This window comes from Curvibacter gracilis ATCC BAA-807, assembly GCF_000518645.1.
Classification (GTDB): domain Bacteria; phylum Pseudomonadota; class Gammaproteobacteria; order Burkholderiales; family Burkholderiaceae_C; genus Curvibacter; species Curvibacter gracilis.
This window is the reverse complement of record NZ_JADZ01000026.1, coordinates 71,439-84,528: the sequence shown is the minus strand read 5'-3', so window position 1 is coordinate 84,528 and position 13,090 is coordinate 71,439. Positions and strand designations below refer to the sequence as shown.

12 protein-coding genes are annotated in these 13,090 nt (G+C 69.1%); 6 read left to right on the top strand and 6 right to left on the bottom strand.

What is annotated here, in order from left to right:
• Positions 1–17: 17 nt before the first annotated feature.
• The 3 genes from L880_RS0119105 to L880_RS0119095 all read right to left on the bottom strand — a co-directional run bounded on the left by L880_RS0119105 (position 18) and on the right by L880_RS0119095 (position 3,798).
• Positions 18–812 (bottom strand): FAD binding domain-containing protein, encoded by a 795-nt coding sequence (locus L880_RS0119105; protein WP_027477033.1) that lies wholly within the window; start codon positions 810–812, stop codon positions 18–20.
• Positions 813–856: 44 nt separating this feature from the next.
• Positions 857–3,232 (bottom strand): xanthine dehydrogenase family protein molybdopterin-binding subunit, encoded by a 2,376-nt coding sequence (locus tag L880_RS0119100; protein ID WP_027477032.1) that lies wholly within the window; start codon positions 3,230–3,232, stop codon positions 857–859.
• Positions 3,233–3,324: 92 nt separating this feature from the next.
• Entirely contained in the window at positions 3,325–3,798 is a 474-nt protein-coding gene (locus L880_RS0119095; protein WP_027477031.1) for a (2Fe-2S)-binding protein, read from the bottom strand.
• Positions 3,799–4,034: 236 nt separating this feature from the next.
• Here L880_RS0119095 and L880_RS0119090 point away from each other — a divergent pair, with 236 nt between their 5' ends.
• Positions 4,035–5,216, top strand: coding sequence for a helix-turn-helix domain-containing protein (locus tag L880_RS0119090; RefSeq protein ID WP_027477030.1), 1,182 nt, complete (start codon positions 4,035–4,037; stop codon positions 5,214–5,216).
• A gap of 15 nt (positions 5,217–5,231) precedes the next feature.
• On the opposite strand, the gene L880_RS0119085 is transcribed toward L880_RS0119090, so the two are convergent.
• Positions 5,232–6,038 (bottom strand): TOBE domain-containing protein, encoded by an 807-nt coding sequence (locus tag L880_RS0119085; RefSeq protein WP_027477029.1) that lies wholly within the window; start codon positions 6,036–6,038, stop codon positions 5,232–5,234.
• A gap of 122 nt (positions 6,039–6,160) precedes the next feature.
• On the opposite strand from L880_RS0119085, the gene modB reads away from it, so the two are divergent.
• Positions 6,161–6,826, top strand: a complete 666-nt coding sequence (gene modB, locus L880_RS0119080; protein WP_027477028.1) for a molybdate ABC transporter permease subunit — start codon at positions 6,161–6,163, stop codon at positions 6,824–6,826.
• A 43-nt stretch (positions 6,827–6,869) separates the two neighbouring features.
• Positions 6,870–7,577 (top strand): sulfate/molybdate ABC transporter ATP-binding protein, encoded by a 708-nt coding sequence (locus tag L880_RS32885; RefSeq protein ID WP_211245340.1) that lies wholly within the window; start codon positions 6,870–6,872, stop codon positions 7,575–7,577.
• A 22-nt stretch (positions 7,578–7,599) separates the two neighbouring features.
• On the opposite strand, the gene L880_RS0119070 is transcribed toward L880_RS32885, so the two are convergent.
• Positions 7,600–8,853: an SUMF1/EgtB/PvdO family nonheme iron enzyme gene (locus tag L880_RS0119070; RefSeq protein WP_027477027.1), complete on the bottom strand. Its 1,254-nt coding sequence runs from the start codon at positions 8,851–8,853 to the stop codon at positions 7,600–7,602.
• A 28-nt stretch (positions 8,854–8,881) separates the two neighbouring features.
• Complete coding sequence (locus L880_RS0119065; protein WP_043329947.1) at positions 8,882–10,120, bottom strand: putative Na+/H+ antiporter; 1,239 nt, start codon at positions 10,118–10,120, stop codon at positions 8,882–8,884.
• Between the two features lie 247 nt (positions 10,121–10,367).
• Between L880_RS0119065 and L880_RS0119060 the strand changes: the two genes are divergently transcribed.
• Genes L880_RS0119060 through L880_RS0119050 form a run of 3 tightly spaced genes read left to right on the top strand, consistent with a single transcriptional unit; the run spans position 10,368 to position 13,071 of the window.
• Complete coding sequence (locus tag L880_RS0119060) at positions 10,368–10,907, top strand: TRAP transporter small permease subunit (RefSeq protein ID WP_027477025.1); 540 nt, start codon at positions 10,368–10,370, stop codon at positions 10,905–10,907.
• A gap of 57 nt (positions 10,908–10,964) precedes the next feature.
• Positions 10,965–12,479, top strand: coding sequence for a TRAP transporter large permease (locus L880_RS32880; protein ID WP_043329943.1), 1,515 nt, complete (start codon positions 10,965–10,967; stop codon positions 12,477–12,479).
• A gap of 58 nt (positions 12,480–12,537) precedes the next feature.
• Positions 12,538–13,071, top strand: a complete 534-nt coding sequence (locus tag L880_RS0119050) for a hypothetical protein (RefSeq protein WP_027477024.1) — start codon at positions 12,538–12,540, stop codon at positions 13,069–13,071.
• Positions 13,072–13,090 lie beyond the last annotated feature (19 nt).

The following is a 13,090-nucleotide window of genomic DNA, read 5'->3' as shown; positions in this document are numbered from 1 at the left end:
CTCCTTGGGTCGAAAGCTCAGGCCGCCAGGGCCTGGGCCACCGCGCGCTGGGTCTGCACGCTGATCAGGTTGGCCCGGTAGGCCGCGCTGGCGTGGATGTCGCTGTTGAGCTCGTCGGCCGCGATGGCCACGCGGGCGGCCGCCTCAGGCGTGAAGCTCTGGTTGAGCGCGGCCTCCAGGCCAGCATGGCGGAACACCGCGCTGGCCGCACCGGTCACCGCCACCCGCACGCCGCCCGAGGTCTGGGCCACAAACACCCCGACCAGCGAGAAGCGCGACGCCGCCTGCTTGAACTTCAGGTAGGCGGCCCGTTGCGGAATCGGAAAGCGCACCGCGGTGATGATCTCGCCGTCTTCCAGAGCCGTGGTGTACATGCCCAGGAAGAAGTCGTCGGCGGCGATCTCGCGCCGGTCGGTGATCACGGTGGCGCCCAGCGCCAGCAGGGCACTGGGGTAGCAGGCCGCAGGGTCGTTGTTGGCCACCGAGCCACCCAGGGTGCCCCGGGCCCGCACCTGGCGGTCACCGATGTGGGCTGCCAGATCGGCCAGCGCGGGGATGGCAGCCTGAAGCTCAGTGTTGGCGGCCACATCGGCATGGCGCGTCATGGCGCCGATCACAAAGGCCTGGCCTTCGCGCCGGATGCCGGCCAGCGAGGGGATGCGGTTCAGATCGACCACCTGCTCGGGCGCGGACAGGCGCAGCTTCATCGACGGCAGCAGGCTCTGGCCACCGGCCAGCAGCTTGCCACCGGCCTGGGCCAGGGCCGCGGCGTCGGCCACGGTGGCGGGGGCTTCAAAAGTGAAGGCATACATGGGGCGATTCTCCTTGTTCGGCGATTCTTTTGCTGGGGCCGGCTTCAGGCGCGCGCGGCCTGGATGGCGGCCCAGACCCGGGCCGGCGAGGCCGGCATGTCGATGTCCTGGACGCCCAGGGGCTTGAGGGCATCGAGCACCGCGTTGATCACGGCCGGCGGCGAGCCGATGGCCCCGGCCTCGCCGCAGCCCTTGGTTCCCAGCGGGTTGTGGGTGCAGGGGGTGCAGACATGGCCGAGCTTGAACTCGGGGAAGTCATCGGCCCGCGGCATGGCGTAGTCCATGAAGCTGCCGGTCAGCAACTGCCCGGTCTGGCGGTCGTACACGCAGTTCTCGATCAGCGCCTGGCCGATGCCTTGCACCAGGCCGCCATGCACCTGGCCTTCGACGATCATGGGGTTGATGATGGTGCCGAAATCGTCCACCGCCGCAAAGCGGTCCACCCGCACGCTGCCGGTGGCCGGGTCCACCTCGACCTCGCAGATGTAGGTGCCGGCCGGGAAGGTGAAGTTGGTGGGGTCGTAGAAAGCGGTTTCGTTGAGGCCGGGCTCCAGCTTGTCCAGGGGGTAGTTGTGCGGCACGTAGGCGGTCAGCGCCACCTGGCCGAAGGTCACCTTCTTGTCGGTGCCGCGCACGGTGAACTCACCGTTGGCAAAGTCGATGTCGACATCGCTGGCCTCCAGCAGGTGGGCCGCGATCTTCTTGGCCTTGGTCTCGATCTTGTCCAGCGCTTTCATGATGGCCGCACCACCGACCGAGATCGAGCGTGAGCCATAGGTGCCCATGCCGAAGGGCACGCGGCCGGTGTCGCCGTGCACCACGTCGACCTGATCCGGCGTGAGGCCCAGGCGGGCGGCCACCACCTGGGCAAAGGTGGTCTCGTGGCCCTGGCCGTGGCTGTGCGAGCCGGTGAAGACGGTGACGCTGCCCGTGGGGTGCACCCGCACCTCGCCGCACTCGAACAGGCCGGCCCGCGCACCCAGTGCCCCGGCGATGTTGGACGGGGCGATGCCGCAGGCCTCGATGTAGCTGCTGTAGCCGATGCCGCGCAGCAGGCCCTTGGCAGCGCTGGCTGTCTTGCGGGCCTCGAAGCCGGCGGCGTCGGCCAGTTGCTCGGCCTGGTCCAGGCAGGCCGGGTAGTCGCCGATGTCGTACTGCAGCGCCACCGGGGTTTGATACGGGAAGCTGGTGATGAAGTTGCGGCGCCGGATCTCGGCCTGGCTCAGGCCCAGTTCCCAGGCGCAGCGGGTGACAAGGCGCTCCAGCAGGTAGGTGGCCTCGGGTCGGCCGGCACCGCGGTAGGCATCGACCGGCGCAGTGTTGGTGAACCAGGCATCCACCTCCACATGGACCTGCGGCGTGGTGTACTGCCCCGCCAGCAAGGTGGCATAGAGGATGGTGGGCACGGCGCTGGCAAAGGTGCTCAGGTAGGCGCCCAGGTTGGCATCGGTGTGCACGCGCATGGCCAGGAAGCGGCCGTTGGCGTCCATCGCCATCTCGGCATGGCTCACATGGTCGCGGCCATGGGCATCCGACAGAAAGGCCTCGCTGCGGTCGGCCACCCACTTGATGTTGCGGTTGAGCTTCTTGGACGCCCAGGTCAGGCACACGTCTTCGGCGTACAGGTAGATCTTGGAGCCGAAGCCGCCGCCCACATCGGGGGCGATCACCCGCACCTTGTGCTCGGGCAGCCCCATCACGAAGGCGGTCATGAGCAGGCGCTCGACGTGCGGGTTCTGGTTGGACACGTACAGGGTGTACTCGTCATTGGCCCGGCTGTACGAGCCGATGGCGGCGCGAGGCTCCATGGCGTTGGGTACCAGGCGGTTGTTCACCAGGTCCAGCCGGGTCACGTGGGCGGCACCGGCAAAGGCGGCGTCCACCGCGGCCTTGTCGCCGATGGCCCACTTGAAGCAGTGGTTGTCGGGCGCGTTGTCGTGCAGCGCCGGGCCCTTGGCCGCGTCAGCCACCTGCACCACCGCGTCCAGCACCTCGTAATCGACATTCACCAGCTCGGCCGCATCGCGTGCCTGCTGCAGGGTCTCGGCCACCACCATGGCCACGTGGTCGCCCACATACCGCACCTTGCCCTGGGCCAGGATGGGGTGCGGCGGCTCCTTCATGGGCTGGCCATCGGTGCTGGTGATGAGCCAGCCGCAGGGCAGGCCGTTGATGCCCGCTGCCGCCACATCGGCCCCGGTGAACACGCCCAGCACACCTGGCGCGGCCTGGGCGGCCGCGATGTCGATGGCATTGATGCGGGCATGCGCATGCGGCGAGCGCACGAACACCGCGTGGGACTGGGCCGCCAGCACCACGTCATCGGTGTATTGGCCGGCCCCGGTCAGAAAACGGTAGTCTTCCTTGCGGCGCACCGCGGCGCCGATGTGCGGAAGGTTGGCAAAGTCTGAGGCACCCATGTCTTTGTCTCCTGCTGTTCGGGAATCGAAGCACCCGTCGCCACCCGGCGCGGGCAGAGGGTTGATGCGCTGTACCGGCTTGCCAGCAAGCCTCAGCCGCCGGCCGCCATGGCCTCGCGGCCCTGCACCACGGCCTTGACGATGTTCTGGTAGCCGGTGCAGCGGCACAGATTGCCTTCCAGCAACTCGCGGATCTCGTGCTCATCGGCCTTGGGGTGGTGCTGGCAGAGGTCGACCGCGCTCATCACCATGCCCGGGGTGCAGAAGCCGCACTGCAGCCCATGGCACTCCTTGAACGCGGCCTGCATCGGGTGCAGCGTGCCGTCGGGCTGGGCCAGACCTTCGATGGTGGTGACCTCGGCCCCCTGGGCCTGGGCGGCCAGCACGGTGCACGACTTGACGGCCCGGCCGTCGAGCAGCACGGTGCAGGCACCGCACTGGCTGGTGTCGCACCCGACGTGGGTGCCGGTGAGGGTGAGTTGCTCGCGCAGCAACTGCACCAACAGGGTATTGGGCGCCACATCCGCCCGGGCCGCACGGCCATTCACCTTGAGTTCAACCTGCATGGACCATCTCCTTGAAAAGTAGAGGCTTGGAACAGCAGGCATCTTTTCGCGCCCTCGGGCCAGGCTGGCTAGGCAAAACCCTAGGATGCCGACGGCACGAGTCGGATATTCTCAATTTGAGACAGACATGACCGATGGATGTCTGAAAAACACCGCTCGCCCACTTGCCTCCGCTGAAACGGGGGCCAATCGCCGAGCCCACCCACCCCAGTCACCCAGCCACCGCCCCAAGGCCCATGCCAGCGACTGACACCCCGCCCCTGCGTGCGGCCCATCCCTCCCACGACCGCCAGGCCCTGATCCGGCAGGCCCGCCAGGCCTGGCTGGATGGCGACGCCAGCCCGCGCCAGAGCCTGGGGCAGGCCCCCATCGAGTCCTGGATCACGCGCTCCTGGCAACGTTGCCTGGCAGACGGCCTGCGGCCGCACCACAGCGTGGAGTTCGGCCCGGTCAGCGCCGGCACACAGCGCCAACTGGCCGAGGACAACCGCGACCTGATCCAGGCCGCACGCCCGGTGCTGGCCCAGCTGTCGCGCGCCATCGCCGGCACCCGCTATTTCAGCCTGCTGACCAATGCCCAGGGCCTGGTGGTGGACGTGCATGGCCCCATCGACCCCCAGCAGCCGGCAGCCACCACGATTGCCCGCGTGGGGGTGGACCTGTCCGAGCGCCATGTGGGCACCACGGCCATCGGCGCGGCACTCAATGAGTTGCAGCCGGTGTGGCTGCACCAGGGGGAGCACTTCTTTGACCAGAATGCGGTGTACAGCTGCGCGGGTGCCCCCCTGATCGGCCCCGAGGGCCAATGCGTGGGCATGCTGGACCTGACCGGGGTGGAGGTGCCCGAGCGCCCCGAACTGCGCCACCTGGTCACGCGGGCGGCACGCCACATCGAGAACGCCCTGGTGCTGCAGTCGCCCTGGCACATCCTGCTGCGCCTGAACTGGCCCGGCGCCCCCATGCCCGAGGGCCCGGCGGCGGATGCCGAAGGCCTGTTGTGCCTGGACGCCGAAGGCACGGTGCTGGCCTGCAACCCGGCCGGCCGCCAGATGCTGCCGCGCCCGCTGCTGCGACCCGGCTCGCGCCTGCACGCCGACGACCTGTTTGCCCTGCCCTGGGGCATGCTGGTGGACCACGCGCGGCGCCAGGCGCCGCCGCTGGATGTGCCGCTGTGGTCCGGGCTGCGCCTGCAGGCCCTGGCCCGGCTGCGCAGCGTCACGCCCCGTGCAGCCCCCCCAGCCCGCCACGAGGGCAACACCGCGCCAGCCCGGCCGCTGCGCGATCTGGAAACCGCCCTGATCCGGCAGGCCGTGGACGAAGCCCGCGGCAATGTGGCCGAAGCCGCCCAGCGCCTGGGCATCAGCCGGGCCACCGTGTACCGCAAGCTGGGGCAGAAAACCCGCCCCGCCATGGACTGAGCAACCTCAGCACCCTCAGTCGGCCGAACCCAGCACCACGGCAGCCGGGTCGACCACGGCGCGGGCCAGGGCACCGCGGCGCAGCGCCCCGCCCGGGGGGGTCAGGCCCACCCATTGCAGCCCGCCCTCCGTGGTCAGCACCACCTCCTGCAGCTCGCCCGCGCGGGCGGTGCGGGCCACCCGGCCCGCCACGCTCGACACCGACTCGGGCAGATCCTCACCAGGGCCCCAGGGCAGGATGCGCACTGCCGTGGCCTTGCACAAGGCCAGCACCGGCAAGCCCTGGCGCAGGCCCAGCAGCTCGGCACTCTCGCGGGTCAGCGAGGCCAGCAGCCGATCCGACCCGGCCAGGCTCAACTGCGCCAGCACCACCGCGCCCTGGCGCCGCAGCGCCGTCACGGTGGCAGGCCACTGGTTGCGCATGCTGGTGCGCAGGCCCAGCGCGGGCGACGCCGTCGCCGTGGGGGCCATGCCCGCCGCCGCGCCCGCACCGGCCAGATCGGCCAGCACCTGCTGACGGGCCACGGCCAGGGCGTCGGCCACGCGCAGCAGCCAGGCCCCCTGCGGGGTGATCACGGCCCCACCGCCGCCGGCGCCGCCCACGGCCCGCTGCACCAGTTCGGCGCCGGCCAGATTGCTCAGGGTGTCGATCGCCTGCCAGGCCGCCTTGTAGCTGACACCGGCATCGCGCGCGGCCTGCGAGATGCTGCCGCCGGCCGCAATGCCACGCAGGATCTCCAGGCGTTTGTCACTGGGGCTGTGGCCCAGCGCCTCCGACCAGTGCAGGACCGGGGCGGGGGTGGGGACTGAGGGCGGGGGCATCGGTGTCTCGGAGCTGGCGACCATGCCCTGAACTCTAACCACTTCGGCAAGCATCCACGGCGGACGCTAAACTGGCACGAAATGCGCTATTCAAGTGCGGAATAGCGCAAACCACTTTGCCCATGCCCGAATCGACCCTGATCCCGCTCTGGCTGACCCTGAAGGTGGCCTGCCTGGCCACGCTGGCCAGTGGCCTGCTGGGCGTGGGCCTGGCCTGGTGGATGGCGAGGCGCCGCTTTGTCGGCCATGCCTTGCTGGACGCCCTGCTGATGCTGCCCATGGTGCTGCCCCCCACCGTGCTGGGCTACTACCTGATCGTGCTGGTGGGTCGCAACGGGCTGCTGGGGCGCTACCTGGACCAATGGCTGGGCATCAACCTGATGTTCACCTGGCAGGGTGCCGTGCTGGCCGCGGCGGTGGTGTCGCTGCCCCTGATCTACAAGGGCGCCCGCGCCGCCTTCGAGGAGACCGACCCGCGCCTGGCCCAGGCGGCCCGCACCCTGGGCGCCGGCGAGCTGGAGGTGTTCTGGCGCATCAGCCTGCCCATGGCGCTGCGCGGCATCACCGCCGGCCTGATGCTCACCTTTGCCCGGGCCATGGGTGAGTTTGGCGCCACGCTGATGATCGCCGGCAACCTGCCGGGCAAGACCCAGACCCTGTCGATCGCGGTCTACGACGCCGTGCAGGCCGGCAACGACGCCCAGGCGCTGTGGCTCACAGGCGTGATTTCCGCCGTCTGTGTGTTCGTCCTGGTCGGCTCCGGTCGGCTGCTGCAGACCCGGCACTGAGCCCATGACACCCCCCATGCCGACACCCCAGACCTCCCCTGCCCTGCCGCCCGTGCTGGACATCCAGCTGCATCTGCAGGCCCATGCCCCGGGCCGGCACTTCTCGCTGGGGGTGGCGTTTTCATCGCCCAGCCTGCGCACGGCCTTGCTCGGGCCCTCGGGCGTGGGCAAGTCGATGACACTGCAGGCCGTGGCGGGGCTGATCGAGGCGCCGGGCCATGTGCATGTGCAAGGCCAGGTGCTGCAGGACAGCCAGCGCGGGCTGCGCCTGAGCGCGCGCGAGCGCGGCGTGGGCTATGTGTTCCAGGACTACGCGCTGTTTCCGCACATGACGGTGCGCCAGAACGTGGCCTTTGGCGTGCGCCGGCCCGGCCAGCCGCGCAACCCCCAGGCCGAAGACCGGGTCAAGGAGATGCTGGCCCGCTTTCAGCTGGAGGAGCTGGCCCAGGCCTGGCCCCGGCACCTGTCGGGCGGCCAACGCCAGCGGGTGGCCCTGGCCCGGGCCATGGCAGCGCAGCCACGCCTGCTGCTGCTGGACGAACCGCTGTCGGCCCTGGACACCGAGCTGCGCGGGCGCCTGCGCGACGAGCTGCAAAGCCTGCTGGAGCAGATCCGCATCCCGGTGCTGCTGGTCACCCACGACCCCCAGGACGTGGCCCAGCTGGCCCAGACCGTGATCCGGCTGCGGCCCGGCGAAGCGGCCCGGCCTGAAAGCGTGGCCGAGCAGCCGGCTGCCGTGCGCCTGGCCTGAGCCCGATCGCCAGCAACCTCACTCAGACCGCGCAGGAACGAAAGCCTACAAAAGCATCGTCTTCGTGCGGCAGGCCGAACCAGCGCCAGCCCGGGTCGCGCAGGCGGGCCCGGCTGGCCAGCGAATGCCCGCGCTGCACCCGGGCCTGCTCCATCAGCGGCCAGGCGTAATCGCGCCAGGGGCCGGGCTGGGCACCAGGCCAGGGGCGCAGGCGGGTGGCGGTCCACTCGTGCACCTCGCCCCAGCGCCAGCCACGGCGGGCTGCGGTGTGCGCGGCCAGATCCCATTCGACCTCATCGGGCAGGCGCCGGCCGGCCCAGCGGCACCAGGCGTCGGCCTCCCACCAGCTCACATGCACCACCGGGTGGGCCGCGGCCAGCCGCACCCGGCGACCGAAGCGGTTTTGCAACACCGCGCCGCTGCTGCCCTGACGCGCCACCCCCATGTGTTCCACATGGCGGGGGGCCGAGCGGCCCGCCTGGCCCTGCAGCCAGGCCCAGCCCTCGGGCTGCCAATGCTCGGCCTGGTCGTAGCCGCCATCGTCGACAAACTCGATGTACTGCGCCCAACTGACCGCCTGGGCATCGATCTCGAACTCGGGCACGGCCACGCTGAGCTGGCCGGGCTCGCCCTCGGGGTGGAAGCCGCCGCTGCGCTGGGGCAGCGTCCAGCGGGTGGCCGGGATCAGCAGCGGGTCGCGCGCCGCCAGCACCGGGGGTTCGGGCAGGTCCAGCGGCACGCCCTGGGCCTGGGCCAGGCGGATCAGGCGCTCGCCGATCAGGTCTTCATGAAACAGGGCCAGGCGAAAGAAATACAGCGAGGGATCGTCTTCGGGCAACCGGTCCAGCAGATCGAGCGTCGCCTCCAGGGTGTTCAACAGCCAGGCGCGCACCGCAGCGCGCTGCGGCAGGGCTTCGGCCGCCCGCTGCGCCGGGCTGCGCCAGTGCGGGTCCCACAAGCGATCGGCGGCCGGATCCAGCGAAGGCAGGCGCAAGGGATCGGGCGGGCAGTCCGGGCCCAGGGAGCGCCGGGTGTTGCGCCCCACCCAGTATTCGGCAAACCAGGCGGCATGCCCGGCCAGCCAAAGTGGCGGCTCCTGCCCCGGACCGGGCTGCCAGCGCCAGTGCCCGCTGTCCTCGGCCTCTTCAAAGCGCGCCAGCAGGGCCAGCGTGTGGTTGCGGGCGTCCATCAGCGCCAGCGACAACAAAGAGGGCCCGGCCGCCCAGAGTTGGGGAGAATCGATGGCAGCCGAAGGGTTCAGAGTGGGGTGAGGCATGGCCGGGGTGGCGGGTCAGGCCACAGCTTCAGAGGAAAAAGAACGCCAGGGCCGCCACCAAGGTCGGTGCCAGCGCCCCCAGCAGCAGGCCGCCGGCGCTGATGGCACCATCGGGGAAGCCGCTGCGCAGCAAGGCCACCCCCGCCGGGTTGGGGGCATTGGCGATCACGGTGAGGCCGCCACCGGTGACGGCACCGGCCACCAGCATGTATTTGGCGCTGTCAGAAATACCCTCGATCAGCGAGCCCAGGTAGGTGAGTGCGGCGTTGTCGGTGATGGCGGTCAGGGCGGTGGCACCGACAAACAGCGCCGTGGGCGACAGGCCTGATACCAAGGGCTGCAACCACCATTGCTGCAAGCCCCCCAACACCACCAGACCGGCCAAGAAGAAGCCCACCAGCAGCCCCTCCTTGATGATCAGGGGCGACTGGAAGCGGCTGTAGGCCTGGGTGTAGCCCAGGAACATCATGAACAGCCCCATGAAGATCACCGGATGGTGGGCCATCAACACCACCGCGGCCAGAAAGCCCAGGTGCACCGCCGTCACCACCCAGGGCACGGCCACACTGAGGTCGCGCGGCAGGCGAGGCGCCTCGGGTTCCTGCAGCGAGCCCTGGATGACCGCCACCAGCACCGTGGCGTTGAGCAACACGGCCACGGCGGCCTTCCAGCCGAAGTGGCTCAGCATGAAGGCCGAATCCCACTGCCAGGCGCCCGCCACCATCAGCACCGGAGGCGCCGCATACGAGGTGAGGGTGCCGCCGATGGAGACATTGACGAACAACACCCCGAGCGCCGCGTACTTGTGCCGCACCGGCACCTCCGGCCGGAACACCGTGCCGGCCAGGGTGAGCGCGGCAATCGTCATGGCGGCAGGCTCGGTGATCAGGGAGCCCAACAGGGGCACCCCGGCCAGCACCAGCCAGGCCTGGGCCACCGGGCGGCGCAGCGGCAGCACACGACTGAGGGCCTGCAGCACCGAGGTCACGGCCTCCAGCACCGGGCGCGAGGCGGCCACCACCATGACCACGAACACGAACAGGGGCTCGGTGTACTGGCGCGACTCGGCATAGGTCACGGCACTGGCCGTGCCCTGCACCAAAGCCATCAAGCCCAACAGCACGAAGGCCCAGAAGCCGAACACCACCTCGACCTCGCCCAACAGGTGCAGCAAGCCGGCGTGGCGCGGGTAGCGGTGGGCCAGATGTTCGATGGCGCTGGCAGCAAAGGTATGGACCAGCGCGATGGCGAACACCGCGGCGGCCATCAGGTGAATGGGATCAGGCGACAAAAATACTCCTTGCTGCAGACCCCTGACGGCGGTCGGGGCGGTGATGGGTTCGGGTACAAACCCAGGCAGGCCCGGCCCATCCTGGGGGAAACCCGGCCTCAGGTAGTCAGGGTTTTTTCAGTGAGCTGGCGCTACCATTGCCCACCCGCCAAGGTTGCAGACTTGGTGCACCCGCCCGACGGGGTGCGGGGGGAACAGTTCAAAAAATCACTGGAGACACCACGTGTCAATCTTACTCAAACTCTCTGCGCTGGTGGACTGGATCAGCGTGCGCATGTCGCAGGTGGCCGCCTGGACCGTGCTGTCCGCCGCCCTCATTTCAGCCGGCAATGCCTTCATCCGCTACGGTTTTGACATCAGCTCGAACGGCTGGCTCGAAATCCAGTGGTACCTGTTCGCCGCCACCGTGATGCTGGGCGCGCCCGCCGTGCTCAAGTTCAACGAGCACGTGCGTGTCGACATCCTGTACGGCAAGCTGCGCGGCAAGGGCCCGGTGGTGGTCGACCTGCTGGGCCTGGTGGTGTTCCTGCTGCCGGTGATGGGCCTGCTGGCCTACCTGAGCTGGCCGCTGTTCATGAAGATGTACCTGACGGGCGAGATGTCGGGCAACGCCGGGGGCCTGATCCGCTGGCCCGCCATGCTGCTGCTGCCCACAGGTTTCGGCCTGATGTTCCTGCAGGGCCTGTCCGAGGTGATCAAGCGCGTGGCCTACCTGACCGGTCACCTCGAGCTGGACACCCGTTACGAAAAGCCGGTGCAGTGATGCCAGCCCCGCGCTGACACCCTCACCCTCAACCACCGGATTTCAGGACTCACAAAAATGCAGATGGAAAACTTCGCGCCCTTCATGTTCGGGGGGCTGGTGCTGGTGATGCTGATCGGCTTCCCGGTCGCGTTCTCACTGGCCGCTCTGGGCCTGGCCTCGGGCTTCTTCGCGATCAGCCAGGGCTGGTTCCCGGCCAGCTACCTGTCGAACCTGCCGCTCAACATGTTCGGCATCCTGTCGAACGACCTCTTGCTGGCCATTCCCTTCTTCACCTTCATGGGTGCGCTGCTCGAGAAGTGCGGCCTGGCCGAAGACATGCTTGACTCGATGGGCCAGCTGTTCGGCCCCGTCAAGGGCGGGCTGGGCTACTCGGTGATCATCGTCGGCTTCATCCTGGGTGCCATCACCGGCACCGTGGCTGGCCAGGTGATCGCCATGGCGCTGATCTCGCTGCCCGTGATGATCCGCTACGGCTACAACATGCGTTACGCCACCGGCGTGCTGGCCGCCTCGGGCACCATCACGCAGCTGGTGCCGCCGTCGCTGGTGCTGATCGTGATGGCCGACCAGCTCGGCCGCTCGGTGGGCGACATGTACAAGGGCGCCTGGGGCCCCTCCATCCTGCAAGTGCTGATCTTTGCGGGCTACACCTTTGCACTGGGCGTGATCAAGCCCTCGTACGTGCCCGGTGTACCCAAGGAGGCCCGCACCCTGGTGGGCTGGGCGCTGTGGGCCAAGTGCCTGCGCGGCATCATCCCCTCGGCCGTGCTGATCTTCGCCGTGCTGGGTTCGATGGGTGGCCTGCCCGGCATCGACACCGCCATCGCCACACCGACCGAAGCCGGCGCCATGGGCGTGGTGGGGGCCATGGTGCTGGCCGCCATGCACAAGCGCCTGAGCCGCGGCCTGATCTGGGAGGCCATGCAAGGCACCATGCGCCTCACGGCCATGGTGGTGTTCATCCTGATCGGCGCGCGCGTCTTCTCGATGGTGTTCCAGGGCGTGGACGGCGCCAAGTGGGTCGAGCACATGCTCAGCGGCCTGCCAGGCGGCCAGACCGGCTTCCTGATCGCCGTGAACGTGTTCATCTTCTTCCTGGCCTTCTTCCTCGACTTCTTCGAGATCGCCTTCATCATCCTGCCCATGCTGGGCCCGGTGGCCGACAAGCTCGGCATCGACCTGGTGTGGTTCGGTGTGCTGCTGTGCGTGAACATGCAGACCAGCTTCATGCACCCGCCCTTCGGCTTTGCGCTGTTCTACCTGCGCGGCATTGCCGACACGCTGTTCAAGGAAGGCCGGATCAAGGCGCCCATCAAGTCGGCCGACATCTACATGGGCTCGATCCCCTGGGTGGTGATGCAGCTGATCCTGGTGGCCGTGGTGATCTTCGTGCCGCAGACCGTCACGATGTTCATCCCCAAGGAGGCCGTGATCGACGTCAACAAGGTGCAGATCGATGCCCCGCCGCCCGAAGCCGACGACCCCTCGGCCGAAGATGCCGATGCCGAGCAGAAGAAGATGGAGGAGCTGTTCAAGCCCTCGACCGACAAGCCGGCCGAAAGCAAGTAAGCCCCGACGACTCTCCCCACAGCCCCTGCCCGTCAGGGGCTTTTTCTTGGACCGATGCATGAGCGACCTGACGCCTCAATCCCAGCCCCTGCCCGCCACGGACACGCCGCCCGAGCTGCCCCGCATGGGGCCCCCGCCCTTTTGTTTCCAGCCTGCCGGTGGGGCGGTGGAAGGGCCCGCCTTCCCGCGTCTGGTCAAGGCCCTGGCCTTGCTCGTCACCGTGGGTTGCGGGCTCTGGCTGGCCCAGCTGTGGTGGCAGGACCAGCCGGTGCTGCACAGCCGCTCGGCCGGCCTGTGGTTTCTGGCGGCCCAGGCCATGATCAGCTGCACGGCCTGGTTCATCGTGGTCAGCCGCACCCGACTCGACAGCACCGAGTTGCGCCAGCGCTGGGTGGGTGACAAGGTGATGCCGCTGGCCGACCTGGCCTATGGCAAGCTGATCCGCGTGCGCGGGCTGGAGTGGCTGATCGCCCCCCGGCTCTACGTGCGCACGCTGGGTGGCAAGTTCGCGGTGTTCTACGCAGCCTCGCCTGAGCTGCGCAGCGAGTTCGAACGCCTGCTGCGTGAACTGGCCGAGTTCCGCCGCATGTGACCCGTCGGAGCTGATCAAA